Source organism: Pseudomonas sp. 18058, assembly GCF_902706155.1.
Classification (GTDB): Bacteria; Pseudomonadota; Gammaproteobacteria; order Pseudomonadales; family Pseudomonadaceae; genus Aquipseudomonas; species Aquipseudomonas rustica.
This window is the reverse complement of record NZ_CACSJY010000034.1, coordinates 13,506-37,410: the sequence shown is the minus strand read 5'-3', so window position 1 is coordinate 37,410 and position 23,905 is coordinate 13,506. Positions and strand designations below refer to the sequence as shown.

Sequence of the window (23,905 nt, the reverse complement as noted above, 5' to 3'; positions counted from 1 at the left end):
GGGTGAGGGGAGAAATCTCAAGCCCGACACAAAAATCCCCACAAATCGCCATAAAAAGCCCCCCACCAATCACTCGGTGGAGGGCTTTTATACATCCAGAGCCGTCAAATCAAACCTTAACGATCCAACCCGCTGGCGCTTCGATGTCGCCGGTCTGTACACCGGTCAGCTCTTTATAAAGCTTCTGGGTCACAGGGCCGACTTCTGTCTCGCTGTGGAACACATGCAGATGATCGTTGTAGCTGATGCCACCGATCGGCGTGATCACTGCCGCAGTACCGCAAGCGCCGGCTTCTTTGAAGTCCGACAGCTTGTCGATCAGCACGTCGCCTTCAACCACTTCCAGGCCCAGACGCGATTTCGCCAGTTCAATCAGCGACAGGCGGGTGATGCCTGGCAGAACCGACGGCGAGTTCGGGGTGATGAACTTGTTGTCGTGGGTGATCCCGAAGAAGTTGGCCGAACCGACTTCTTCGATCTTGGTGTGGGTCATCGGATCCAGATAGATCGCGTCAGCGAAGTTGGCTTTCTTGGCTTTCGAGCCCGGCATCAGGCTGGCGGCGTAGTTGCCGCCGACTTTGGCTGCGCCGGTGCCTTGTGGAGCGGCGCGGTCGTAGCTGGAAATCTGGAAGTTATGCGGGGTCAGGCCGCCCTTGAAGTAGGCGCCGACCGGGATGCAGAAGATCGAGAAAATGAACTCGGGGGCAGTGCGCACGCCGATGTTGTCACCCACGCCGATCACGAACGGGCGCAGGTACAGCGCGCCGCCGGTGCCATAAGGCGGAATGAAACGCTCGTTGGCACGAACCACTTCCTTACAGGCTTCGATGAACTGCTCGGTATCAACGGTCGGCATCAGCAGACGCGCGCAGCTGCGTTGCATACGCAGGGCGTTCTGATCCGGGCGGAACAGGTTGATCGAGCCGTCCTTGCAACGATAGGCCTTCATGCCTTCGAAGCACTGCTGGCCATAGTGAAGAGCAGTCGAGCCTTCGCTGATGTGCAGCACGTTATCTTCGGTCAGGGTGCCCTTGTCCCACTCGCCATCGCGAAAGTACGACAGATAGCGCTTGTCGGTCTTGATGTAGTCAAAACCCAGCTTGTCCCAATTGATGCTTTCGTTACCCATGACACCCTCTATCACTGAACAACCGTCGAAACGGTTCAAGGCTTCTGACGTTTTTTGGATGGGCACAACAATACTTCATTCTTGAGCGGTTTCGCAGCCCGGACTATCGGATGACAGACAGATAAATCGCGTTGCTCTCAAGAATTCGCGAGCAAGCCCGCTCCCACATTTGAAATGCATTCCCCCTGTGGGAGCGGGCTTGCTCGCGAAGAGGCCATCACAGCCCCCGTAAATTACAGGTGCAACGCATGCCCGAGGGCACGCAACGCCGCTTCCTGCACCGCTTCTCCCAAGGTCGGATGCGCATGGATGGTGCCGCCGATGTCCTCGAGCCGCGCGCCCATTTCCAGGCTTTGCGCAAACGCTGTCGACAACTCGGACACGCCAACGCCCACCGCCTGCCAGCCGACAATCAGATGATTGTCCCGACGAGCGACCACGCGCACGAAGCCGCTTTTCGACTCCAGCGTCATCGCTCGGCCATTCGCCGCGAACGGGAAACTCGCAACAATGCAGTCCAGCCCCGCAGCTTTAGCCTCGTCCGGCGTCTTGCCGACCACCACCAATTCCGGATCGGTAAAGCACACCGCAGCAATCGCCGTCGGGCTGAATTCGCGGGTTTTACCGCTGATCAACTCGGCAACCATTTCGCCCTGCGCCATGGCGCGGTGGGCCAGCATCGGCTCGCCACTCAAATCGCCAATCGCGTAGACGTTGCGCATGCTGGTCTGGCAGCGGCTGTCGATCTTGATCGCCGAGCCGTTCATGTCCAGATTCAGCGCTTCCAGATTCCAGCCCTGTGTATTCGGCTTGCGACCGACTGCTACCAGCACCTGATCGGTTTCCAGGTTCAGCGTCTCGCCCTCAGGATCGCGCACCTGCAACGTGCCGTCGAAACCCAGCACGCTGTGTTTCAGGAACAGCTTCACGCCCATTTGTTTCAACGCATCGTGCACCGGTTGCGTCAGTTCGGCGTCGTAGGCCGGCAGGATGCGATCCTGAGCCTCGACCACACTGACGTCAGCACCGAGCTTGCGATAAGCGATGCCCAATTCCAGACCGATGTAACCCCCACCCACCACTACCAGACGTTTCGGCACGGATGTCGGCGCCAGCGCTTCGGTGGAGGAGATGATCGGCCCGCCAATCGGCAGGATCGGCAGATTGACGCTGGTCGAACCGGTTGCCAGTACCAGATGCTCGCACTGAATGCGCGTGTCGCCGACTTCAACAGTCTTGCCGTCGATGACTTTGGCCCAGCCATTGATCACTTGAACCTTGTTTTTCTTCAGCAGGGCAGCCACGCCAGTGGTCAGGCGATCAACGATGCCGTCCTTCCACTCGACACTTTTGCTGATGTCGAGCGTCGGCGCCGAAACGCTGATGCCCAGCGCCGAATGCTGACTGTGATGCCGGGTCTGGTGAAACTGCTCAGCCACATGAATCAACGCTTTCGACGGGATGCAGCCGATGTTCAGGCAGGTGCCGCCCAGCGATTGGCCTTCGACCAGAATCGTCGGAATGCCCAGTTGCCCGGCGCGAATCGCGGTTACATAACCGCCGGGGCCACCGCCGATGATCAGCAGCGTGGTGTTCAGAGATTGCATGCGCGACTTACTCCACAAACAAAGTGGCAGGTTGTTCGATCAGGCCACGAATGGCCTGGATGAAGAGTGCCGCGTCCATGCCATCGACCACGCGGTGATCGAACGAGCTGGAGAGGTTCATCATCTTGCGGATCACCACTTGGCCTTTGACGACCATTGGCCGTTCGACGATTTTGTTGACGCCGACGATGGCCACTTCCGGCAGATTCAACACTGGCGTACTGACGATACCGCCCAGCGCACCGAGGCTGGTGAGGGTGATGGTCGAACCGGACAACTCATCGCGACTGGCCTTGCCATTGCGCGCGGCGTTGGCCAAACGCGAGATTTCCGTGGCGCTGTCCCACAGGCTGCGCGTTTCGGCGTGACGCACCACCGGCACCATCAGGCCGACATCGCTTTGCGTGGCGACGCCAACATGCACGGCGCCGAGGCGGGTGATGACCTGAGCTTCGTCGTCGTAACGGGCATTCATCTGCGGGAAGTCGCGCAGGGCGACGACCAAGGCGCGGACGAGGAACGGCAGCAAGGTCAACTTGCCACGGCTGGCACCGTGTTTTTCATTCAGGTGCGCACGCAGTTCTTCGATTGCGGTGACGTCGATTTCTTCGACATAACTGAAGTGTGCGGCACGCTGGGTAGCGTCCTGCATGCGCTGGGCGATCTTGCGGCGCATGCCGATCACTTGAATCTGTTCTTCGTCATTACGCTGGGCGTAAGCAGCGGCAACCGGCGCCGAAGCGTTCGACTGACCTTGCGCCAAGTAGGCTTCAAGGTCTTCGTGCAACACCCGACCGGCCGGGCCGGAACCGCGCACCAGACGCAATTGAATGCCCAGATCCAGCGCATGTTTGCGCACGGCCGGGGAGGCGAGAGGACGTTCGTCTGCTTCGCGAGCAACCATCGGGCCTTGGCAAACGGGAGCCGGACGCGGGGCGGCTGGAGCAGGTTTGCTCTCAACAACGGCCTCAACTTTCGGCGCAACGGGTGCTTCTTTAACAGGCGCAGGCGCGGCGGATTCTTTCAGATTGCCGGCACCCTCAACCTCGATGCTGATCAGCACACTGCCAACCGCCATCACTTCACCCGGCTGACCACCAAGCGCAATCACCTTGCCATGCACCGGCGACGGAATATCGACCATGGCCTTGTCAGTCATCACGTCCGCCAGCACCTGATCTTCAACGATCAGATCGCCCACCTTGACGTGCCACTGCGACAGTTCTACTTCTGCGATGCCTTCGCCGATGTCCGGCATCTTGATAACGTGCGTGCCCATTCAGACCTCCATAACCCGTTTCAACGCCGCGCCCACTCGGGACGGCCCTGGGAAATACGCCCACTCCTGCGCGTGCGGGTAGGGGGTGTCCCAACCGGTGACGCGTTCGATCGGCGCTTCCAGGTGATGGAAGCAATGCTCTTGCACCAACGACACCAGTTCGGCGCCGAAACCGCAGGTGCGCGTGGCTTCGTGAACCACCACGCAACGGCCGGTTTTCTTCACCGACTTGACGATGGTTTCCAGATCCAGCGGCCACAGGCTGCGCAGGTCGATGACTTCGGCATCGACGCCGCTTTCTTCGGCAGCGACTTGCGAGACATACACGGTGGTGCCGTAAGTCAGCACGGTCACGTCCTTGCCCGGACGGGTGATCGCGGCAACGTCCAGCGGCACGGTGTAGTAACCGTCCGGAACCTGCGCTTGCGGGTGTTTCGACCACGGCGTTACCGGACGGTCGTGATGGCCGTCGAACGGGCCGTTGTACAGGCGTTTTGGCTCGAGGAAGATCACCGGGTCATCGTTTTCGATGGAGGCGATCAGCAGGCCTTTGGCGTCATACGGGTTGGATGGCATCACGGTGCGCAAACCGCAGACCTGAGTGAACATCGCCTCGATGCTCTGGCTGTGCGTCTGGCCACCGTAAATGCCGCCGCCGCACGGCATGCGCAGGGTCATCGGTGCGGTGAATTCGCCGGCCGAGCGATAACGCAGGCGCGCCGCTTCAGAAATGATCTGGTCGGACGCCGGGTAGACGTAGTCAGCGAACTGAATCTCGGCAACCGGACGCAGACCGTAAGCGCCCATGCCCACGGCCACGCCGACGATGCCGCTTTCAGAAATCGGTGCGTCGAATACACGCGAGGCGCCGTACTTGGTTTGCAGGCCTTCGGTGCAACGGAACACGCCGCCGAAATAGCCGACGTCCTGACCGAACACGACGACATTGTCATCACGCTCAAGCATCACATCCATGGCCGAGCGCAGGGCCTGGATCATGGTCATGGTGGTCGTGGTCATGGCGGTTTCCAGCTGAATATTGTTGTTGTGATCGTTCATGTCAGATCCCCAACTGCTGACGCTGGCGCTTCAAGTGCTCCGGCATCTCTTTGTAGACGTCTTCGAACATGGTCGCGGCGCTTGGAATCTGGCCGCCGGCGAGGGTGCCGTACTGTTCGGCCTGTTTCTGCGCGGCAATCACTTCGGCTTCGAGCTCGGCGCTGACGGCGGCGTGCTCTTCGTCCGACCAGTGGCCAACCTTGATCAGGTGCTGTTTCAGGCGAGCGATCGGGTCGCCGAGCGGGAAGTGGCTCCAGTCATCGGCCGGGCGGTATTTCGACGGATCGTCGGAGGTCGAGTGCGGGCCGGCGCGGTAGGTGACCCATTCGATCATGGTCGGGCCGAGGTTGCGGCGGGCGCGTTCGGCAGCCCAGGCAGAAGCGGCGTAGACCGCGTAGAAGTCGTTGCCATCGACGCGCAGAGAAGCGATGCCGCAACCGACGCCGCGTCCGGCGAAAGTAGTGGCTTCACCACCGGCGATGGCCTGGAAGGTCGAGATCGCCCATTGGTTATTCACTACGTTGAGGATCACCGGCGCGCGATAAACGTGAGCGAAGGTGAGGGCGGTGTGGAAATCCGATTCGGCGGTCGCGCCGTCACCGATCCACGCCGAAGCGATTTTGGTGTCGCCCTTGATTGCGGAAGCCATGCCCCAGCCGACCGCCTGAATGAACTGGGTCGCGAGGTTGCCGGAAATGGTGAAGAAACCAGCCTCTTTAACCGAGTACATGATCGGCAACTGACGGCCCTTGAGCGGATCGCGCTCGTTGGACAGCAGTTGGCAGATCAGGTCGACCAGTGGCACTTCGCGGGCCATCAGAATGCTTTGCTGACGGTAGGTCGGAAAGCACATGTCGTCGATGTTCAGCGCCAACGCCTGAGCACTGCCAATGGCTTCTTCGCCAAGGCTTTGCATGTAGAACGACATCTTTTTCTGACGTTGGGCGACCACCATGCGGTTGTCGTAAATCCGCGTCTTGAGCATGGCGCGCATGCCTTTGCGCAGGATCTCGACCGGCACGTTTTCAGCCCAAGGGCCGAGGGCATTGCCCTGATCGTCGAGCACACGAATAAGCCCACGCGCCAGGTCGGCGGTGTCGGCAGGTTCGACGTCGATGGAAGGTTTGCGCACCGTACCGGCATCGGTCAGATGCAGGTAGGAAAAATCGGTTTTGCAGCCTGGACGGCCCGAGGGTTCAGGGACGTGCAGACGCAGCGGTTCATACGCTTGGGTCATGGCTTCTACGCTCGATCTTGTGAATTTCTTGTAGTGAGCTGGCAGTCATCCTTCGGTAGAAGAAATCTTGTCCTACAACAATCATAGGCCGGGCCAAGAAGAATATTTATCTCTGTTTCGTTGCACTGGAGACGATTTGCAGATAGAAATTCTGCATAAACATAAAAAACAGGTGGTTTTGTCTCATGCGCAAACTGGATCGTACTGACATCGGCATTCTCAACAGCCTTCAAGAGAACGCGCGCATTACCAACGCCGACCTTGCACGCTCGGTGAATCTGTCGCCGACGCCGTGCTTCAATCGGGTGAAAGCGATGGAAGAATTAGGCCTGATTCGCGAGCAGGTGACGCTGCTGGACGCCGATCTGCTGGGGCTGCACGTGAACGTGTTTATTCACGTCAGCCTGGAGAAACAGGTGGAGTTGGCGTTGCAGCATTTCGAAGAAGCGATTTCTGATCGCCCCGAAGTGATGGAGTGCTATTTGATGGCCGGCGACCCGGATTACCTGATCCGGGTGCTGGTGCCAACGATTCAGTCGCTGGAGCGCTTCATGATGGACTTTCTGACCAAAGTGCCGGGGGTGGCGAATATCCGCTCGAGTTTTGCGTTGAAGCAGGTGCGGTATAAAACCGCGCTGCCGTTGCCGGCGAATGGGTTGACGTTGGGCGCGTGATCCCCAAATCAACCCGGATCGAATAAGAGCATCAAGGGGGCGTTATGTAGAAAGTGCGCGTGACGATTGTGGGTTCGAGTGCGTTTTCCTGGAATATGGTTATGCTGTTTTTGCCATATTGAAAAGCTTTTCCAGAACGACCTTTCCAGTTGCCATTGTCGTCGACCTTGGCAATGACTATCGGAATGTCTCCTTCAAATTCATCTATATAAACCGCTCTTGCACCCGGCTGTCCTGTTCCGGCGAATTCAGGGTCAAGTTGATGAACCGTCGAGCCTTCATCCGGGTACTCAATAGTGAATGGTACTTGTGGTTCGACATTAAACACCACGGTCGCTTTGCTGGTTGTTCCGTCCTCATAAGTCTGAAGCGCGATCCATTTTTTTTCTCCAGCCGATAGGCCTTTAACGTCGATCATCCAATTGTGCGATGTATCAACAGTAGCGTTGCCTATCGGGTGCGAGTCTTCAGTCAGGAGTATGTGAGCCCCTACGGTGCCAGTGCCGTAGGTTGAAAAAATTGATCCCGTTGTTTCACCGTCATGAGGATGGAAGAAGGTCACCGGCAATTTCTCGACAACATTGACCTTAATGGTTGCGCTGGACTTCAACCCGTCATGCGTGATTTGTGTCGCGTTTATGTATTTTTCGCCTGGCGTGAGCTTCTTGTCTGGAATCACATCCCAATACGCGTCACCTACTGGATTTAAGCGGTCGACAACTCCCTCTCCGATGACCTCATTTCCATCCGAAAGCGTAATTTTTGCGCAGCCCTCACCATTTCCGGCGAATCCCACTCCTGGCGAAACACTGGAATCTGGATACGGAGCATAAATAGAAACCTTAATATGCCCTCTGATAACGCTAAAAGTTACGGACGTGGTTTGGATTGAACCCTCCAACTCCTGCATTACTTTGACCGTTTTTTCACCGAGTGAAGTTGCATCGTAGGTAAATAGCCAGTGTCCATAGATGTCGCTTTTACCTTGAGCTATGGATTCGCCATTTTCCGTGGCGATCAGTGTTGCATTGGCCAAAGCTTCAATTTTGAACTCGTGGCCAGAAAATACTTCCTCACCCTCTACAGGCTGCTTGATGTGCAACGGCCGGCCAGCATTACAGATGATGTTCACAATGGCTGATGAAACCTCGCCATTAATAGAGCGTTGCTGTACGGCTATTCGGTGGTTCCCGTCAGGCAGAGGGCCGATCGAGAGGGTGAAATAACCCCAGTCCGCCGTCGCGCTGGCAACGCTTTTACCGTTGATAAACGCTTCGATGATTGCCTCCGGATCGCCTTCGCCATTCACCAGAAAATGAGAAAGCACCGAGTCGTTTTCGAGAGGTGAACTGATTTTGACTTCCCTAGTTGTGACGTAGAGGGTAACGGCGTGGCGGGTGACATTTCCAAGCGGGTCGGTCTGGGTTGCAACAATGTTTTTTGCGCCATTGCCAAGCAATGCGAAATCAATGTGCCAGGAACTTTCTTCTGTCACGACAGTGCGACCAATCTCAACGGTGTTTGCCGTCAGGACAACAGTCGCTCCGGTTGTGCCTTTTCCCTGAAACAGGATGTCGTGGTGGACAGTTGCGTGATTTTTGGGAAAAAGGATGGTCACTTCGTCAGCTACTGCGCTCATGAGAAAACTCCTTTTCACTCAATTGGTCGGGAGTTTTGACTCTGCGCAGTGGGCGCTTTGGCGTCTACTGTCAGAAATTACAGGTTCACGGGTGAAAACCAACCGTCTGTCGGTCAGTGCTGTCGATCAGAGTTTGTTGATCGGAATCTTTAGATAAACCACACCATTGTCCTCAGCCGCCGGCAAATTCCCCGCCCGCACGTTCACCTGAATCGCCGGCAGCAACAGCGTCGGCATGCCCAGCCCGGCATCACGCTTCGTGCGCATCTCGACAAACGCCGCCTCATCCACCCCGTCATGCACATGAATGTTGCTTTTGCGCTGCTCGCCCACCGTGGTCTGGCACTGCGATTCGCGGCCTTCAGGCGGGTAGTCGTGGCAAACGTAAAGCTTCACGCTCGCCGGGAAGGCCAGCAGTGTGTGGATCGAGTTGAACAGTTGATTGGCGTTGCCGCCGGGGAAGTCACAGCGCGCCGTGCCGACGTCAGGCATGAACAAGGTGTCGCCGACCAGAATCTGCTCGCCATCAATCAGGTAAGCCATGTCCGCCGGTGTGTGGCCGGGTACATGCAGCGCCGTAGCTTTGAGATTGCCGATACTGAATGACTCGTTCGGCGCGAACAGGTGATCGAACTGAGAGCCGTCGACGCAGAATTCCGGCTCCAGATTGAACAGCGCCTTGAACACGTTCTGTACTTTGCTGATCGACTCGCCGATGGCGATCTTGCCGCCCAGTTCCCGGCGCAGGTAGGGCGCGGCGGACAGGTGATCGGCGTGGGCGTGGGTTTCCAGCAGCCACTGCACTTGCAAGTTGTGCTGGCGGACGAAGGCGATGATTTTGTCGGCTTGTGCGGTGCAGGTGCGGCCGGCGGCGCCGTCGTAGTCGAGCACCGGATCGACGATTGCGCAGTGCCCGCCGTCGGCTTCATAGACCACGTAACTGTAGGTCGAGGAGGCGGGGTCGAGGAAAGCTTCAATCAGCGCGGGCATGGACACAAACCTGTACGAGTGGGCGAAAAGTCATTCGGGGTTGCAACACTTTATGTAAAAACATAATGTTCGCAGCTTAAGTGACGTTGAAGGCATCGTGCAAATGCAATCCAGTCTGACCGAATGTGAAGTCGCCCAATTACGCGCCTCGGCCACCAAGGCCTGTGCGCTGCTCAAGGCGTTGGCCAATGAAGATCGGTTGTTGATCCTCTGTCAATTGACCCAGGGCGAACGCAACGTTGGCGAGCTGGAAACCATGACCGGCGTACGCCAGCCGACGCTGTCCCAGCAATTGGGCATTTTGCGCGACGAAGGCATGGTCGCCACTCGCCGCGAAGGCAAATACATTTTTTATGGGCTCGCCAGCCCGGAAGTGATTCAAGTGATGAAGACCCTGTCGGGGCTTTATTGCGGGGCCGTCCTAAAAAGCTGGGAACACCCATAAATGCCAGCCATCGCACCAATCCCCTGTAGGAGTGAGCCTGCTCGCGATAGCGGTGTATCAGTCGATAAACATGTTGGCTGACCCACCGCGATCGCGAGCAGGCTCACTCCTACAATGGATCTGTGTGATGGCTGACGAAATCCTTGCGTGCAGCAAAAGGAGCAAGCAATGAACGATCAACACTGGGGCCCATCCATCAGTGCAGACATCGTGGTTATCGGCGGCGGCACGGCGGGCATCGGCTTCGTCGCCAGTCTGCTCAAGCGTGATCCTGACCTGAAAATCACCGTGATCGAGCCGAGCTCGCAGCACTATTACCAACCGGCGTGGACGCTGGTCGGCGGCGGTGCTTACGACGCAAAAGACACCGCCAGACCCATGGCCAAGGTGATGCCGCGTCAGGTCAACTGGCTGCAAGCCGCCGTCACCGGCATCGATCCCGACAAGCGCCAACTCACCCTCAATGATCAACGCACGGTCAGCTATCAAAACCTGATCGTCTGCCCCGGCCTGCGTCTGGCCTGGGAGAAAATCGAAGGCTTGCAGGAAAGCCTCGGTCAGCACGGCGTCACTTCCAATTACAGCTATCAGCACGCGCAATACACCTGGGATCAGGTGCAAAAACTGCGCGGCGGCAAAGCGCTGTTCACGCAACCGGCGATGCCGATCAAATGCGCCGGCGCGCCGCAAAAGGCGCTGTATCTGTCCTGCGATCACTGGCTTAAAAGCGGCGTGCTGAACAACATCAATGTCGAATTCAATCTCGCCGGCGCCGCGTTGTTCGGGGTGGCGACGTTCGTGCCGCCACTGATGAAGTACATCGAAAAATACAACGCGCAACTGGCCTTCAACTCGAATCTGGTCAAGGTCGACGGCCCGGCGAAAACCGCATGGTTCGAGATCAAGGACGCTGACGGCAACGTCACTCGCGAGGCGAAAACCTTCGATCTGCTGCACGTCGTGCCGCCGCAGGTCTCGCCGGATTTCATCGCAAAAAGTCCGTTGGCCGACGCCGCCGGCTGGTGCGAAGTCAATCAGCACAGCCTTCAGCACCCGCGTTATCCAGAGGTGTTTGCGCTCGGCGATATCTGCGGCACCAGCAACGCGAAAACCGCTGCAGCAGTGCGCAAGCAAGTCGTGGTTGTTGCGCAAAATCTGCTGGCTCAGCGCAAGCAACAACCGCTGCCGTTGAAGTACGACGGCTACGGTTCGTGCCCGCTGACGGTGGAGAAGGGCAAGGTGATCCTCGCCGAGTTTGGCTATGCCGGTAAGTTGCTGCCGACGTTTCCGCTGGATCCGACCGTGGCGCGGCGTTCGGCGTGGTTGCTCAAGGCGACGTTGCTGCCGTGGTTCTACTGGAACGGCATGCTCAAGGGCCGCGAATGGCTGACTAGTCTGTCCAAGGTCGACTGAGATAACCCTATGTTGCTGGCAAGTCTGTTTGGCGTGGTGATGGGGTTGGTGCTCGGTTTGACCGGGGCTGGCGGCGGCATTCTGGCGGTGCCGGCGCTGGTGCTCGGGCTCGGCTGGACGATGACGCAAGCGGCGCCGGTCGCGTTGTTCGCGGTGGGCAGTGCGGCGGCGGTTGGAGCTATCGATGGATTGCGCCATGGGCTGGTGCGTTATCGCGCGGCACTGTTGATTGCGGCGCTCGGCGCGGTGTTTTCGCCGCTGGGGATCTACTTCGCGCATCAATTGCCGGAGAAGATTCTGATGATTCTGTTCAGCCTGCTGATGGTCATGGTCGCCTGGCGCATGCTGAGGCGCGAGCGTCAGGAACAAGGGCCGAGCGATCACGGGCATGGCAGTTGGGGTCAGAAGAACTGCATGCTCGATGAAGAAACCGGGCGCTTCGACTGGACCGCCAAATGCACCGCAACCCTTGCGGCGTTGGGCGCGGTTACGGGCGTGGTGTCCGGGTTGCTTGGCGTTGGCGGCGGGTTTTTGATTGTGCCGGCGTTCAAGCAACTGACCGACGTGCAAATGCGCGGGATAGTCGCGACATCGTTGATGGTGATCAGCCTGATTTCGGCGATCGGGGTGATCGGATCGTTTCACGCCGGGGTGCGGATTGACGGGCAGGGCGCGGCGTTTATCGTCGCCAGCATTGTCGGCATGATCATCGGCCGCAAGCTGTGCGCGCGAGTGCCGGCGCGGGCGTTGCAGGTGGGGTTTGCCAGTGTGTGTTTGGTGGTGGCGGGATATATGTTGTTGCGTGCTTGAGTATTTGAAGATCAAAAGATCGCAGCCTCGTTTCACTCGACAGCTCCTACATGGAATGCGATTTCTGTAGGAGCTGCCGAAGGCTGCGATCTTTCAGGTTGTTACAACACCAAGTGCGGTAGCCACAGGGAAATGGCGGGAATGTAGGTGACCAGCATCAACACCAGAAACAGCACCGCGTAGAACGGCAGCAGTGCTTTTACCGTGCTTTCAATACTGACCTTGCCCACCGCCGACCCGACAAACAGCACCGCACCTACTGGCGGTGTTATCAATCCGATCCCCAGGTTCACCAGCATGATCATGCCGAACTGCACCGGGTCTACGCCAATGCCGAGAATCACCGGCATCAGAATCGGTGTGAGGATCAGAATCAGCGGGGCCATGTCCATCACGGTGCCGAGCAACAGCAGCATGACGTTGATGCACATCAGGATCACGTAGCGGTTGTCTGACAGGGTCAGGAACATCGTGGTGATCTTCGCCGGGATCTGCATCAGGGTCATGATGTAGCCGAAGCTCGCCGCGAAACCGATCAGGATCATCACGATCGAAATCGTCCGCACTGTGCGGTGCATCAGCTTCGGCAACTCACTCCATTTGTAGTCGCGGTAGATGAACATGGTCACGAAAAATGACCAGAGCACCGCGATGGCCGCTGATTCGGTTGCGGTGAAAATCCCGGATAGAATCCCGCCGAGAATGATCACCATCGCCATCAGGCCCCACAGCGCTTCACCGCAGATTTTCAGCGCCTGGCGCAGCGGGATGACTTCGCCTTTCGGGTAGTTGCGTTTACGCGCGAAAATCAGGCACAGCACCATCAGGCACGCGCTCATCAACAGGCCCGGCACCACGCCGGCCATGAACAGCGAAGCGATGGACACCGTGCCGCCGGCCGCCAACGAATAGAGCACCGAATTGTGGCTCGGGGGTGTCAGCAAGGCTTGCACCGAACCGCTGACCGTCACCGCTGTGGAGAAATCGCGCGGATAGCCTTTGCGCTCCATTTCCGGAATCAGTACCGAGCCCACCGACGCGGTGTCCGCCACTGAGGAGCCGGAGATCGCGCCGAAGAATGTCGAGGCCATGATGTTGACCAGCGACAGACCGCCACGGACGAACCCCACCAGCACCCCGGCGAACGCCACCAGCCTGCGCGACATGCCGCCCTCGGCCATGATCGCCCCGGCGAGCACGAAGAACGGAATCGCCAGCAGGGAAAATTTGTTTACGCCGCCAGCGACCTGAATCATCAGCGCCTGAAACGGAATATCGATCCACCACGCGCCGATCAACGCCGACAGCCCGAGGGCGTAAGCGACCGGCATGCCGATCAGGATCAAGGCGATAAAACTGCCCAGCAGAATCAATGCGTCCATCAGGCAGCCCCTTCGTTTTCTTCAACCAGATCAAAGCGCACCACGCGGCGATTGCTCTGGTCGCCGAGAAAGAGTTTTTCCAGCACAAAAATCAGCGTCAACGCGCCGCCGACCGGGATCGGCATGTAGGTAATGCCCACCCGCAGAGTGGGCAGGGCGCTCATGAACTGGTTCCAGGTAGACAGGCAGAGTTTGGTGCCCCAGATGGTCATGAACAGGCAAATGGTCGCCATCAATACCTGCGAGACAATGCTCATGGTTCTGCGCATGTCGGGCGCCAGGCGATCGGTAATCATCGCGACGGCCATGTGTGCGCCGGCGCGATAACTGGCGGCGGCACCGATGAAGGTGAAGACCATCATCAGCAGAATGGCGGTGGGTTCCGGCCAGCTGGAGCCGGTGCCGAGGACGTAACGGGCGAATACGCCCCAAGGGATGATCAGGGAAATGGTCAGCACCGATAGACCGGCGACCCAGATGCAGGTCATGTAGATCCGGTCGTTGATGCGCAGCAGCAAATTCTTCATCGGGTTCCACCGTAACCGGGCAGCCGCCGACCTTCGGCGAGGTCAGCGTTGCCGGGCCTTTCGTTGAGGGCTGGGAGGGTTACTGCACGGCTTCGATGCGTTTGATCAGATCGACGTAAGGTGCGCCGTACTTCTCGCGTATTGATGCGGTGGCCTCATAGAACGGTTTCTTGTCGACGGTGATGAACTCGACGCCGGCCGCTTTGAGTTTTTCTTCGCTGCTGGCCGACTTGGCATCCCACAAAGTGCGCTCTTGCGCTTGAGCGGCTTTCGCAGCTTTTTTCACCAGGGTCTGCTGATCGGGGGTGAGTTTTTCCCAAGTGATTTTCGACATCACGATGGGCTCTGGCAGGATCAGGTGTCCGGTCAGGCTGTAGAACTTCGCGTTCTGGTAGTGATTATGTTCGAGCAGGGTTGGCGGGTTGTTTTCCGCGCCGTCGATCACTCCGGTCTGCAGGGCGCTGAAGATTTCGCCGGTGTCCATGGCGATGCCGTTGCCGCCCATTGCGTTGATGGTTTCGATGAACATCGGGTTGCCTTGCACGCGGATCTTCATGCCTTTGAGATCTTCGAGTGTGCGCACCGGTTTCTTGGTGTAGATATTCCGTGTGCCGCCGTCCATCCAGGCGAGGGCTACGAGGTTGAATTCCGACTGGGTGATCTTGTCGAGGATTTCATCGCCGATTTCGCCGTCGATGACTTTACGCATGTGCGCTTGGTCGCGAAACACGAAAGGCATGTTGAACACGTTCACGTCAGGTACCACCGGGCCGACGATGCCGAGGCTGACGCGAGCCATTTGAATCGCGCCGACTTGCGCCTGTTCGACCACTTCTTTTTCCGAGCCCAGCACGCCGCCGGCAAACATCTTGAAAGTCAGTTTGCCGTCGCTGTCGGCGACCAGTGTTTTGCCCAGTTGCTCTTCAGCCACCACCGTCGGATAGCCGGCCGGATGGATGTCGGCGAATTTGATTTCCAGTGCCTGAACGGCGCTGCTGAGGGTGAACGCGAAAGGGAGTGCAGCGACGAGCAACGTGCGTTTGAAGTCCATGAGGGGTGTCTCCAGTCTTGTTATTTTTGTGTTCAAGGCACAGCGGTGCAGCAGAGGCGGGTTACAGCAAATCGTTGAACAGTGGTTCCGGCAGGCCCTTGACGCCGGGGTTCAGGGCGAACACGCCGCCGGCCAGAGATTGCGGATCGTGGTCGTCACCGGGGCGGATCGAGGCGACGAACAAGGTGTCCATCTGGCTGCCGCCGAACGCACACATGGTCGGTTTCTTCACCGGTACAGGCAGTGAGTAATCGAGGCGCCCGTCGGGTGTGAAGCGATGCACGAGACCGGCGTCGTTGGCGCAGATCCAGTAGCAGCCATCGGCGTCCACTGCCGCGCCGTCGGGGCGCCCGCAGTGGTTGTTCATGTCGACGAAGACACGGCGATTCGATGGCGTGCCGCTGTCGTAGTCGAAAGCCCAGATCAACTGCACATTCGGGTGTGAGTCGGACAAGTACAGAGTTTTACCGTCGGGACTGAAGCCGAGGCCATTGGGGACGATGAAGCCATCAAGTTGCGCTTCGATCGTCCCGGTTGCGCCGGCACCGTAGCGATAGAGCCGTCCTTCGGGCGCATTCAGGCCCATGTTCAACACCATGCTGCCCGCCCAGAAGCGCCCCTGACGGTCGCAGCGACCATCGTTGAGGCGCATGTCCGGGCGTGCGTGTTCAACGCTGGCGAGCCGCTCGGCGTCGAGGCTGCCGTCGGTGTGCGGATGCAAATGAAAGAAGCCGCTCTCCATGCCGGCGATCCAGCCGCCACGCTGGTGCCGGGCGATGCAGGCGAGCATTTCCGGGGCTTTCCAGGCACGCACCTGGCCGGTATCGGCGCTCCAGCGTTGCAGCGCGCCGTTGGGGATATCGACCCAGTACAGCGCATTTTCCTGCGCCACCCAGACCGGGCTTTCGCCCACGGCGTTGCGGGCGTCGACGATCAATTCGGCTTGCATACTCATTCCCTTGGTTTTGATTGGGGGGGATCAAGTGAGTCGGTCAGTCGCCGAAGGGGCCCGCCGCGACGAAGGCGCCACCCTGATAAATCCGCGCCGGGTCATCGGCGGCCGGCATCGGTTGCGCCTCGACTTTCTCGCGGAATACTTCGGAGCTGTCCCGGGCTTCGAAACCGAGGTGGCTGGCGAATCGGTTGTCCCACCAGACGTCTTTGTTATCGGACATGCCGTAGACCACGGTGTGACCGACATTGGCCGTGTACAGCGAGTGCTCGAGCAGTTGCGTAAGGTCGTCGAAGCTCAGCCAGGTGTGCATCATTCGACGGTTTTGCGGCTCGGGGAACGAGGAGCCGATGCGGATGCTGACGGTCTCGATGCCATAGCGGTCGAAGTAGAAACTGGCCATGTCTTCGCCGTAGGATTTGGACAAACCGTAGTAGCCATCAGGGCGGCGCGCAGAGCTGGCATCGAGTTGCTCGTCCTGTTTATAGAAACCGATGACGTGATTGGAACTGGCGAAAATCACTCGTTTGACGCCATGCCGGCGCGCCGCTTCGTAAATGTGAAAGACCCCGCAAATGTTGGCGCCGAGGATTTCCTCAAACGGCCGCTCCACGGACACACCGCCGAAATGCAGGATCGCGTCGACGCCTTCGACCAGTTGGTGCACGGCCTGTTTGTCGGCGAGATCGCAGAGCACGATTTCTTCGCGATCATCGACAGCGGGCGTGAGCGCGGCGATGTCGGACAGTCGCAGCACGTTGGCGTAGGGGCGCAAGCGTTCGCGCAGGACTTTGCCCAGGCCACCGGCAGCACCAGTCAGCAGCAGCCGGTTGAACGGGGCGCGGGAAGGGGTGGTAGACGTCATGGCATTCCCTTACAAATTGTTATTGGTTTGTTGTAGGTTGTCGTATGACTGCGCTGGAGTATCGGTAGGGTTTCCGGAACTTGTCAACGCGACTTTTGGTGTAGATGACGGAAGGGGCTGATTCACTTTTCGATCACCACGATTCCTTGGTTGCAATGCAATCCCCTTGTGGGAGCGAGCTTGCTCGCGAAAGCGGTGCGTCATTGAAATATGAACTGACTGACCCGACGCATTCGCGAGCAAGCTCGCTCCCACAGGGAGACTCGGTGTGGCAACTGGCTTACAACAACGAAATCGGATAACTGATAAACACCCGGTTCTCATCGAACTCATTGGTGCTGAAGTCCCTGCGAATGGTCGCGTTGCGCCATCTCACGTTGAGGTTTTTCAGCGGGCCGCTCTGTACGGTGTAGGCCAGTTCCGACTCGCGGCCCCATTCCTTGCCGTCAGTGATCAAGCCGGTGTGGACGTTATCGCCGCTGATATAGCGGTTCATCATGGTCAGGCCGGGGATGCCCAGAACGACAAAGTTGTAGTCATGGCGCAACTGCCACGAGCGCTCCTTGGCATTGTCGTAACTGGCGTTGTAACTGTCGTTGGCCAGGGTGCCGCCGCTGGTGCCGTTGACCCGCATCCACGCATCGTCGCCGCCGAGTTTCTGCAGGCCGACATAAAAGGTGCTGCCGCCGTATCTGGCCGAGAGCATGGCGAACGCGGTCTTGTTGTCGAGTTCGCCCGCCTGGGCGCTGCCGTCTTCCTTGCCCGTGAAGAAGCCGAGGTTGGCGCCGAGCGTCCAGTCGCCCATGGGCTGGCTGTGGCTGAGGTTGAAGTACTGCTGCTGGTAGATGTCGCTGAGTTCGGCGTACCACACGCCGACCAGGGTTCGCTTGTCATTGAAGCTGAATTCGCCACCGCCGAAGTTGAAACGATCGGAGGTGAAAGCGCCCCGGCCGTTCATCGACATGTCTTCCATGCTTGCGTCATTGCGTGGGCTGTTGCCGCGGAACTGGCCGCCGTAGACCGTCAGGCCGTTGATCTCGGTGGACGTGATCTGCCCGCCACGAAAGGTTTGCGGCAGGGAGCGGCCATCGTCGGAGCGCAGGATCGGCAGGACCGGCATCCATTCACCGACCTTCAATTCGGTCTTCGACACCTTGGCTTTCATCGCCACGCCGAGCCGGCCAAAGTTGTCCGCCGGACGCCCGTCATCGTGGATCGGCAACAGTTGCGTGCCGCCGGTGCCTTTGCCGCCATCAAGCTTCTGAGAGTACAACCCGAGCACGTCGAGGCCGAAACCGACGGTGCCTTGGCTGAAACCGGATTTGGCGTCGAGGATGAAGCTTTGCGTCCACTCTTCAGCCTTGCCTTGTGGGTGGGCCGGGTTGACGAAATTGCGGTTGAAGTAGGCGTTACGCAGGTTCAGCGTGGCTTTGCTGTCTTCCAGAAAGCCTTCAGCGTCGGCGCTCATGGGTATGGCGAAGGCGAGGCTGCTGCAACCTATCAGGCTCAGAGTAGATCGCGGGCGAATAACGGAAAAGCGGGAAGGGCGGACGGAATTGCGGACAAGTGTGCTCACTGTGACGCTCCCTGTTTCATTGTTGTTTTTATTATTTGTCATACGTCGTCGTACAACATGGTTGCGGATATTTCCTATGTTTTGCGGGAATGTCAACAGCAAGTTATACGATGACTATCAGCAGCACTCTGATCACTTGTAGGAGCTGCGGCACGCTGCGATCTTTTGATCTGGCTTTGGAAAAAAGAATCAAAAGATCGCAGCTTCGTTTCACTCGACAGCTCCTACAAGGATTTGAATTGTCCATGGATGTGTGTTGCCGGAATTTGCGGCAAACTTCACTCATCCCTCGTACAAGGCCTTTCCATGGATCAATACGCCCCGCGCCACTGGCAGCCGCACGAGAAGCCCAGTCTGCCCGGTTCCCCTTCGACGCCGCTGCACTCCAACCCCAAGCGCCTGGCCTATGCGCTGGTCGGTTTGCTGGTGGCGCTGACCGGTGGTTTGGGCAACTCGCTGGTGGTTGCCAACCTGCCTTATCTGCAAGGCGCGCTCGGCGCCACAACGGCGGAAATGGCCTGGCTGCCGGCAGCGTATGTAATGACCAACGTGTCGATGAACCTGTTGCTGGTGAAGTTTCGCCAGCAGTTCGGTTTGCGCGCGTTCACCGAAGTATTCCTCGTGTTGTACGCGCTGGTGACCTTCGGCCACTTGTTCGTCAACGATCTCAATTCCGCAGTCGCGGTGCGGGCGGCGCACGGCATGGTCGGCGCGGCGCTGAGCTCTCTGGGCCTGTATTACATGGTGCAGGCGTTCCCGGCGAAGTGGCGAATGAAGGCGCTGGTGCTCGGCCTCGGCACGTCGCAGTTAGCCTTGCCGCTGGCGCGATTATTCTCCGAAGACTTGCTGCAAATCGCCGAATGGCGCGGCTTGTACCTGTTCGAATTGGGCATGGCGTTGCTGTCGCTGGGCTGCGTATTGATGCTCAAGTTGCCGCCCGGCGACCGCTTCAAAACTTTCGAAAAACTCGATTTCCTGACCTTCGCCATTCTCGCCAGTGGCGTGGCATTGCTGTGCGCGGTGCTGTCGTTGGGGCGGATCGACTGGTGGCTGGAGGCCGACTGGATCGGCGTCGCCCTCGCGTCGTCGATTGCGCTGATCATCACCGGTCTGGCCATCGAACATAATCGCAGCAACCCGATGCTGATGACCCGTTGGCTCGGCAGCGGGACGATGATTCGTCTGGCGTTGGCAGTGACCCTGATTCGTATGGTCACCTCCGAGCAGTCCACCGGTGCGGTGGGTTTCATGCAGAACCTGAACATGGGCTATGAGCAATTGCACAGCCTGTACGTGGTAATGCTGATTGGCAGCGTCGCGGGGTTGTTGACCAGCGCACTGACGATCGACCCCAAACACCTGCTGATGCCGTTGATCATCTCGCTGGGTCTGATGGCCACCGGGGCGGTGATGGACAGTTCTTCCAACAACCTGACCCGCCCGGAAAACCTCTATTTCAGTCAGTTCCTGTTGGCCTTCGGCAGCACGTTTTTCCTCGGGCCGACCATGGTGCTCGGCACGCGCAACGTGTTGACCAATCCGCGCAACCTGGTGAGTTTTTCCGTGCTGTTCGGGATCTGTAATAACCTCGGCGGTTTAATCGGCGCGGCGCTTCTGGGCACCTTTCAGATCGTCCGGGAAAAATTTCATTCCAGTCACATCGTTGAGCACCTGACGCTGTCTGACCCTCTGGTGGCCGCGCGCGTGCAGAGTGGCGGCTCGGCGTATGGCTCGCTATTGGCCGACCCGAGCCTGCGCAACCTTGCGGGCATTCGTAGCCTGGCCAACGCCGCGACCCGAGAGGCCAACGTGCTGGCCTACAACGACGTGTTCATGCTGATCGCCGTGATTGCGGTGCTGACCATGATCTGGCTGTCCATTCGTGCGCTGTGGCTGATGAGCACCACCAAAGCCGTCGCCCCTGCGCCATCCACACCTTCGAGCGGTGCCATTTCTTCATGACCGAACCGACCACCACAACCACTAACGCCATTGCCGCCACGCCCGAAGGCGTGGCGCCGCCGTCATCGCCAAATACTGAACCACGTTCGTTGCGGGTGCGGATCATCTCTTCAATGGGCTTTGCCGCGATCGCCATCGTCGGCGTGTTGATCGTGTTGTATGCCTGGCAATTGCCGCCGTTCAGCAGCGCGGTCGAGACCACTGAAAATGCGCTGATTCGCGGGCAAGTGACGATCATCGGCCCGCAGCTCGCCGGTTATGTCTATGAAGTGCCGGTGCAGGATTTTCAGTATGTGAAGGCCGGTGATTTGCTGGTGCGTCTGGATGATCGCATCTATCAGCAACGTCTCGATCAATCGCTGGCGCAACTGGCGGTGCAGAAAGCCGCGTTGGCCAACGTCGTGCAGCAACGCAATAGCGCCGAGGCGACGATCAAGTTGCGCCAAGCCGTGCAGGCCGACAGCGAAGCGCAGTTGCGCAAAAGCGAGGCGGATTTGCGGCGTAACAAGGAACTGGTGAGCGACGGTTCGGTGTCGAAACGTGAGATGGACGTGGCGCTCGCAGCCAATGCGCAAAGCATTGCCGCGGTGGCGCAGGCCAAGGCCAATGTCGAAATCGCTCGTCAGGATTTGCAGACGGTGATCGTCAATCGTGGTTCGTTGGAGGCGTCGGTGGCCAGCGCGGAAGCGGCGGTGCAACTGGCGCGGATCGATTTGTCGAACACGCGCATCGTCGCGCCGCGTGACGGGCAGTTGGGGCAGATTGGCGTGCGTCTCGGCGCTTACGTCAACTCCGGGGCGCAGTTGATGGCGTTGGTGCCGAACCAGAAATGGGTGATCGCCAACATGAAGGAAACCCAGATGGACAACGTGCGGGTCGGGCAGCCGGTGCGCTTCACCGTCGATGCGCTGAACCACCGTAAATTCACCGGGCATGTGCAGCATATTTCGCCGGGCACGGGGTCTGAATTCGCCTTGCTGCAAGCGGACAATGCGACGGGTAATTTTGTGAAGATTGCCCAGCGGGTGCCGGTGCGGATCACGATTGATCCGGATCAGCAGGAAGAGGAACGGCTAAGGCCGGGGATGTCGGTGGTGGTTAGTATCGATACCGCCGCCGGCAACACCCAACCCCATTAAGATCAAAAGATCGCAGCCTTCGGCAGCTCCTACATGGATAATCTGTAGGAGCTGCCGAAGGCTGCGATCTTTTTCTTTTCAAGCCGTGATCATCGGGGGCAGGGTGCCGAGCAGCGAGACGGCGGCTACGGCGCCAATGCCGAGCAGCCATTCAACCATCACACTGCGTTTGAGCGTGTCGATCCGCTGTTCGCAATCTTCCATGCGCAAGCGGTTGAACAACGCCAACCCGAGCATGCCCAGCACAATCATCGCCTTGATCAACAGAATCAGCGCAAACCCGCTGAACAACGGCGTCGGCCACCACTGACCGGTCAGCACACGGACGTTGATCAACCCGGTGATCAGCAACCCCGCCACCAGCCAATAACCAACGCCGCTGAAACGCTGCAAAACACCACGAAGCTCACTCGGCTGGCGCAGAATCATCAACAGCAGCAACAACCCACCCAGCCACGCGGCCACACAGGTCAGATGAACGATCTGATTGAGAATCAGCAGCTGCCCGCTCAAGCCATCAAGCATCGCGCCGTGCCCGACCGGTGCCAGCGTCGCCAGCAACAACCCGCTCAAACCCAAGCGCAACGGCATGCTTGAACGCCACGGAGTGAACAGCAACGCCAGCAGCACCGCGTTGATCAGCAGGTGCCAGCGCCACACCTGACCAAAAAACGTATTGCCCAGCACCAGCGCAATAGTGTCTGGATCAAACGCCGCCGCAGCAGAACCGGCCATGCTCGCGGTAATCAGCAACGCCCAGGCAATCCCGCTGACCAGCGCAACCGCGGCCAGCCAACGGGCGAGTCGCGTCAGGTGCTGATCCAGTTCCAGCGCTTCACCCTTGAGCAGCAACGGCCGGAATAGCCAGGCGCCGAACAGCATCAACACCACGGTGAAATGCAGAAAGCGGCACAGCACCAGCGCTTCGCTCATGAATTACTGGCCAACCTTGAACTGATAGGCGCCTTCGCTTTTGTGCGTGTCGACCGATACCGCGTGCCATTCGACTTTGTATTCACCGGCGGTCAGCGGCGCCGCCGGGGTGATGATCAGGGTTTTCTTGTCGCCTTCGGTGGTCAGCGGTTTGACCGCAACCGGCGCGCCGTCCTTGGTCACGGTGACTTTGGTGAACGTGGCTTCGACACCTTCGGAGAAGGTCAGGCGCAGATCGGCCGGGGCAGCGACGGTGCTGTCAGCGGCCGGGGTCTGGCTTTTCAAATGGGCGTGGGCAAACACCGAAGATGCCGCGAACAGCGAGGCGAGCAGGGCAGTGGTGGTCAGGACATTCTTGAGCAGCATCGCGGATACCTCTGAGGCAGAATCGAAGAACGGCGAGTTTACTCAACCGCGTCCGGGCGCGTCTGTACGAAGTTTCGTTTTCATCTGTCGCCCGCGTGCCTGAGCGGATGCTAGTCTTCAACAACGCTGTTGTCAGGGAGCCCACATGGGCAATCACAAGATCGAAATTCGCCGCAATAACGTCGAGAAAATCCTGCTGGCGGCGGAAAAAGTCTTCGCCGAAAAAGGTTTCGGCAGCACCGCGATGGCCGACATCGCCGCCGAAGTGCAACTGCCGCGTTCCAATCTGCATTATTACTTCAGCACCAAAAGCGAGCTGTACAGCGCGGTGCTGTTTGATCTGCTGGAAGTGTGGAAGCAGGATGCGCTGTGCTTCGAGATGTTCGACGATCCGCGCGTGGTGCTCAGCAGTTATATTCGCGCGAAGATGAACCACTCGCGCAGCCGGCCGTACGGCTCGAAGGTCTGGGCCAATGAAATCATCCACGGCGCGCCGACGCTGGGCGAGGCGCTGGATGTCAGCCTGTATGACTGGGCGAAAATGAAGGAAGCGAAGATTCGGCAGTGGGTCGAGGACAAGCGGATTTTGCCGGTGGAACCTTCGAGTTTGCTGTACATGATCTGGGCGTCGACGCAGCACTATGCCGACTTTGATCATCAGGTGAATATTTTGAATGATCACCAGCCGTTGTCGGACATGCAGTTTGAGCGGGCGGTGCAGACGGTGACGAGTGTGATCTTGCGCGGGATTGGGTTGGAACCATAAGTCAAAAGATCGCAGCCTTCGGCAGCTCCTACATGATCGTCCCCACGCTCTGCGTGGGAATGCCTCTAGGGACGCTCCGCGTTCCAATGGGACGCAGAGCGTCC

At 58.7% G+C, this 23,905-nt stretch carries 22 protein-coding genes; 7 read left to right on the top strand and 15 right to left on the bottom strand.

All coding sequences use genetic code 11. The features are described 5' to 3' along the window. Positions 1-109: 109 nt before the first annotated feature. From GVL50_RS18640 to GVL50_RS18620, 5 genes are all read right to left on the bottom strand, one after another. Positions 110-1,129 (bottom strand): branched-chain amino acid aminotransferase, encoded by a 1,020-nt coding sequence (locus tag GVL50_RS18640; RefSeq protein WP_053121443.1) that lies wholly within the window; start codon positions 1,127-1,129, stop codon positions 110-112. Between the two features lie 233 nt (positions 1,130-1,362). Continuing rightward, positions 1,363-2,736, bottom strand: coding sequence for a dihydrolipoyl dehydrogenase (lpdA, locus tag GVL50_RS18635; protein ID WP_159814689.1), 1,374 nt, complete (start codon positions 2,734-2,736; stop codon positions 1,363-1,365). A gap of 7 nt (positions 2,737-2,743) precedes the next feature. Continuing rightward, positions 2,744-4,015 (bottom strand): dihydrolipoamide acetyltransferase family protein, encoded by a 1,272-nt coding sequence (locus GVL50_RS18630; protein ID WP_159814688.1) that lies wholly within the window; start codon positions 4,013-4,015, stop codon positions 2,744-2,746. Further along, the gene (locus GVL50_RS18625) at positions 4,016-5,074 is read right to left on the bottom strand and encodes an alpha-ketoacid dehydrogenase subunit beta (RefSeq protein ID WP_008086973.1); all 1,059 of its coding nucleotides are present in this window, start codon (positions 5,072-5,074) and stop codon (positions 4,016-4,018) included. A 1-nt stretch (position 5,075) separates the two neighbouring features. Next, complete coding sequence (locus tag GVL50_RS18620) at positions 5,076-6,311, bottom strand: 3-methyl-2-oxobutanoate dehydrogenase (2-methylpropanoyl-transferring) subunit alpha (RefSeq protein WP_007915086.1); 1,236 nt, start codon at positions 6,309-6,311, stop codon at positions 5,076-5,078. A 185-nt stretch (positions 6,312-6,496) separates the two neighbouring features. Here GVL50_RS18620 and bkdR point away from each other — a divergent pair, with 185 nt between their 5' ends. Beyond that, positions 6,497-6,985, top strand: coding sequence for a Bkd operon transcriptional regulator BkdR (gene bkdR, locus GVL50_RS18615; RefSeq protein ID WP_008086971.1), 489 nt, complete (start codon positions 6,497-6,499; stop codon positions 6,983-6,985). A 31-nt stretch (positions 6,986-7,016) separates the two neighbouring features. Here the strand turns inward: bkdR and GVL50_RS18610 are convergent, their stop codons facing one another. Together GVL50_RS18610 and GVL50_RS18605 are read right to left on the bottom strand one after the other, a co-directional pair. Further along, the gene (locus tag GVL50_RS18610; protein WP_159814687.1) at positions 7,017-8,624 is read right to left on the bottom strand and encodes a hypothetical protein; all 1,608 of its coding nucleotides are present in this window, start codon (positions 8,622-8,624) and stop codon (positions 7,017-7,019) included. Positions 8,625-8,750: 126 nt separating this feature from the next. Continuing rightward, complete coding sequence (locus GVL50_RS18605) at positions 8,751-9,614, bottom strand: MBL fold metallo-hydrolase (RefSeq protein ID WP_159814686.1); 864 nt, start codon at positions 9,612-9,614, stop codon at positions 8,751-8,753. A gap of 103 nt (positions 9,615-9,717) precedes the next feature. On the opposite strand from GVL50_RS18605, the gene GVL50_RS18600 reads away from it, so the two are divergent. The 3 genes from GVL50_RS18600 (at position 9,718) to GVL50_RS18590 (ending at position 12,282) form a co-directional block, all read left to right on the top strand. After that, positions 9,718-10,059 carry a helix-turn-helix transcriptional regulator gene (locus GVL50_RS18600; protein ID WP_053121433.1) on the top strand — a complete coding sequence of 114 codons (342 nt, stop codon included), beginning with the start codon at positions 9,718-9,720 and terminating at the stop codon, positions 10,057-10,059. A 168-nt stretch (positions 10,060-10,227) separates the two neighbouring features. Next, positions 10,228-11,472: an FAD/NAD(P)-binding oxidoreductase gene (locus tag GVL50_RS18595; protein ID WP_159814685.1), complete on the top strand. Its 1,245-nt coding sequence runs from the start codon at positions 10,228-10,230 to the stop codon at positions 11,470-11,472. Positions 11,473-11,481: 9 nt separating this feature from the next. Beyond that, complete coding sequence (locus GVL50_RS18590) at positions 11,482-12,282, top strand: sulfite exporter TauE/SafE family protein (RefSeq protein ID WP_159814684.1); 801 nt, start codon at positions 11,482-11,484, stop codon at positions 12,280-12,282. A gap of 101 nt (positions 12,283-12,383) precedes the next feature. Here the strand turns inward: GVL50_RS18590 and GVL50_RS18585 are convergent, their stop codons facing one another. The 6 genes from GVL50_RS18585 to GVL50_RS18560 all read right to left on the bottom strand — a co-directional run bounded on the left by GVL50_RS18585 (position 12,384) and on the right by GVL50_RS18560 (position 18,635). Further along, on the bottom strand, positions 12,384-13,664 hold the full coding sequence (locus tag GVL50_RS18585; protein WP_053121428.1) for a TRAP transporter large permease: 1,281 nt from the start codon (positions 13,662-13,664) through the stop codon (positions 12,384-12,386). Next, the gene (locus GVL50_RS18580) at positions 13,664-14,191 is read right to left on the bottom strand and encodes a TRAP transporter small permease (RefSeq protein WP_159814683.1); all 528 of its coding nucleotides are present in this window, start codon (positions 14,189-14,191) and stop codon (positions 13,664-13,666) included. Before GVL50_RS18580 ends, GVL50_RS18585 begins: the two co-directional genes overlap by 1 nt. 79 nt (positions 14,192-14,270) lie before the next feature. Next, entirely contained in the window at positions 14,271-15,242 is a 972-nt protein-coding gene (locus GVL50_RS18575; RefSeq protein ID WP_053121423.1) for a TRAP transporter substrate-binding protein, read from the bottom strand. 61 nt (positions 15,243-15,303) lie between these two features. Beyond that, positions 15,304-16,191 carry an SMP-30/gluconolactonase/LRE family protein gene (locus tag GVL50_RS18570; RefSeq protein ID WP_159814682.1) on the bottom strand — a complete coding sequence of 296 codons (888 nt, stop codon included), beginning with the start codon at positions 16,189-16,191 and terminating at the stop codon, positions 15,304-15,306. A 43-nt stretch (positions 16,192-16,234) separates the two neighbouring features. Continuing rightward, the gene (locus GVL50_RS18565) at positions 16,235-17,059 is read right to left on the bottom strand and encodes an NAD(P)-dependent oxidoreductase (protein ID WP_053121420.1); all 825 of its coding nucleotides are present in this window, start codon (positions 17,057-17,059) and stop codon (positions 16,235-16,237) included. Between the two features lie 280 nt (positions 17,060-17,339). Further along, positions 17,340-18,635, bottom strand: a complete 1,296-nt coding sequence (locus tag GVL50_RS18560) for an OprD family porin (RefSeq protein ID WP_159814681.1) — start codon at positions 18,633-18,635, stop codon at positions 17,340-17,342. Between the two features lie 306 nt (positions 18,636-18,941). Here GVL50_RS18560 and GVL50_RS18555 point away from each other — a divergent pair, with 306 nt between their 5' ends. Then, positions 18,942-20,597, top strand: a complete 1,656-nt coding sequence (locus GVL50_RS18555) for an MFS transporter (protein ID WP_159814680.1) — start codon at positions 18,942-18,944, stop codon at positions 20,595-20,597. Further along, the gene (locus GVL50_RS18550; protein ID WP_159814679.1) at positions 20,594-21,736 is read left to right on the top strand and encodes an HlyD family secretion protein; all 1,143 of its coding nucleotides are present in this window, start codon (positions 20,594-20,596) and stop codon (positions 21,734-21,736) included. The genes GVL50_RS18555 and GVL50_RS18550 overlap by 4 nt, the downstream gene beginning before the upstream one ends. 78 nt (positions 21,737-21,814) lie before the next feature. On the opposite strand, the gene copD is transcribed toward GVL50_RS18550, so the two are convergent. Beyond that, positions 21,815-22,669, bottom strand: a complete 855-nt coding sequence (copD, locus tag GVL50_RS18545; protein WP_159814678.1) for a copper homeostasis membrane protein CopD — start codon at positions 22,667-22,669, stop codon at positions 21,815-21,817. A 3-nt stretch (positions 22,670-22,672) separates the two neighbouring features. Then, positions 22,673-23,035, bottom strand: coding sequence for a copper homeostasis periplasmic binding protein CopC (copC, locus tag GVL50_RS18540; RefSeq protein WP_159814677.1), 363 nt, complete (start codon positions 23,033-23,035; stop codon positions 22,673-22,675). A gap of 145 nt (positions 23,036-23,180) precedes the next feature. On the opposite strand from copC, the gene GVL50_RS18535 reads away from it, so the two are divergent. Continuing rightward, positions 23,181-23,801 (top strand): TetR/AcrR family transcriptional regulator, encoded by a 621-nt coding sequence (locus tag GVL50_RS18535; RefSeq protein WP_053121406.1) that lies wholly within the window; start codon positions 23,181-23,183, stop codon positions 23,799-23,801. The last annotated feature ends 104 nt before the right edge of the window (positions 23,802-23,905 follow it).

What these genes read in the sequence shown, in the direction of transcription:
- copD (WP_159814678.1), bottom strand. Translation starts at nt 22,669, where the DNA reads ATGAGCGAAGCGCTGGTGCTGTGCCGCTTTCTGCATTTCACCGTGGTG.
- GVL50_RS18575 (WP_053121423.1), bottom strand. Translation starts at nt 15,242, where the DNA reads ATGGACTTCAAACGCACGTTGCTCGTCGCTGCACTCCCTTTCGCGTTC.
- lpdA (WP_159814689.1), bottom strand. Translation starts at nt 2,736, where the DNA reads ATGCAATCTCTGAACACCACGCTGCTGATCATCGGCGGTGGCCCCGGC.
- GVL50_RS18585 (WP_053121428.1), bottom strand. Translation starts at nt 13,664, where the DNA reads ATGGACGCATTGATTCTGCTGGGCAGTTTTATCGCCTTGATCCTGATC.
- GVL50_RS18600 (WP_053121433.1), top strand. Translation starts at nt 9,718, where the DNA reads ATGCAATCCAGTCTGACCGAATGTGAAGTCGCCCAATTACGCGCCTCG.
- GVL50_RS18580 (WP_159814683.1), bottom strand. Translation starts at nt 14,191, where the DNA reads ATGAAGAATTTGCTGCTGCGCATCAACGACCGGATCTACATGACCTGC.
- GVL50_RS18640 (WP_053121443.1), bottom strand. Translation starts at nt 1,129, where the DNA reads ATGGGTAACGAAAGCATCAATTGGGACAAGCTGGGTTTTGACTACATC.
- GVL50_RS18605 (WP_159814686.1), bottom strand. Translation starts at nt 9,614, where the DNA reads ATGCCCGCGCTGATTGAAGCTTTCCTCGACCCCGCCTCCTCGACCTAC.
- GVL50_RS18535 (WP_053121406.1), top strand. Translation starts at nt 23,181, where the DNA reads ATGGGCAATCACAAGATCGAAATTCGCCGCAATAACGTCGAGAAAATC.
- copC (WP_159814677.1), bottom strand. Translation starts at nt 23,035, where the DNA reads ATGCTGCTCAAGAATGTCCTGACCACCACTGCCCTGCTCGCCTCGCTG.
- GVL50_RS18610 (WP_159814687.1), bottom strand. Translation starts at nt 8,624, where the DNA reads ATGAGCGCAGTAGCTGACGAAGTGACCATCCTTTTTCCCAAAAATCAC.
- GVL50_RS18620 (WP_007915086.1), bottom strand. Translation starts at nt 6,311, where the DNA reads ATGACCCAAGCGTATGAACCGCTGCGTCTGCACGTCCCTGAACCCTCG.
- GVL50_RS18550 (WP_159814679.1), top strand. Translation starts at nt 20,594, where the DNA reads ATGACCGAACCGACCACCACAACCACTAACGCCATTGCCGCCACGCCC.
- GVL50_RS18595 (WP_159814685.1), top strand. Translation starts at nt 10,228, where the DNA reads ATGAACGATCAACACTGGGGCCCATCCATCAGTGCAGACATCGTGGTT.
- GVL50_RS18590 (WP_159814684.1), top strand. Translation starts at nt 11,482, where the DNA reads ATGTTGCTGGCAAGTCTGTTTGGCGTGGTGATGGGGTTGGTGCTCGGT.
- GVL50_RS18625 (WP_008086973.1), bottom strand. Translation starts at nt 5,074, where the DNA reads ATGAACGATCACAACAACAATATTCAGCTGGAAACCGCCATGACCACG.
- GVL50_RS18570 (WP_159814682.1), bottom strand. Translation starts at nt 16,191, where the DNA reads ATGCAAGCCGAATTGATCGTCGACGCCCGCAACGCCGTGGGCGAAAGC.
- bkdR (WP_008086971.1), top strand. Translation starts at nt 6,497, where the DNA reads ATGCGCAAACTGGATCGTACTGACATCGGCATTCTCAACAGCCTTCAA.
- GVL50_RS18630 (WP_159814688.1), bottom strand. Translation starts at nt 4,015, where the DNA reads ATGGGCACGCACGTTATCAAGATGCCGGACATCGGCGAAGGCATCGCA.
- GVL50_RS18565 (WP_053121420.1), bottom strand. Translation starts at nt 17,059, where the DNA reads ATGACGTCTACCACCCCTTCCCGCGCCCCGTTCAACCGGCTGCTGCTG.
- GVL50_RS18555 (WP_159814680.1), top strand. Translation starts at nt 18,942, where the DNA reads ATGGATCAATACGCCCCGCGCCACTGGCAGCCGCACGAGAAGCCCAGT.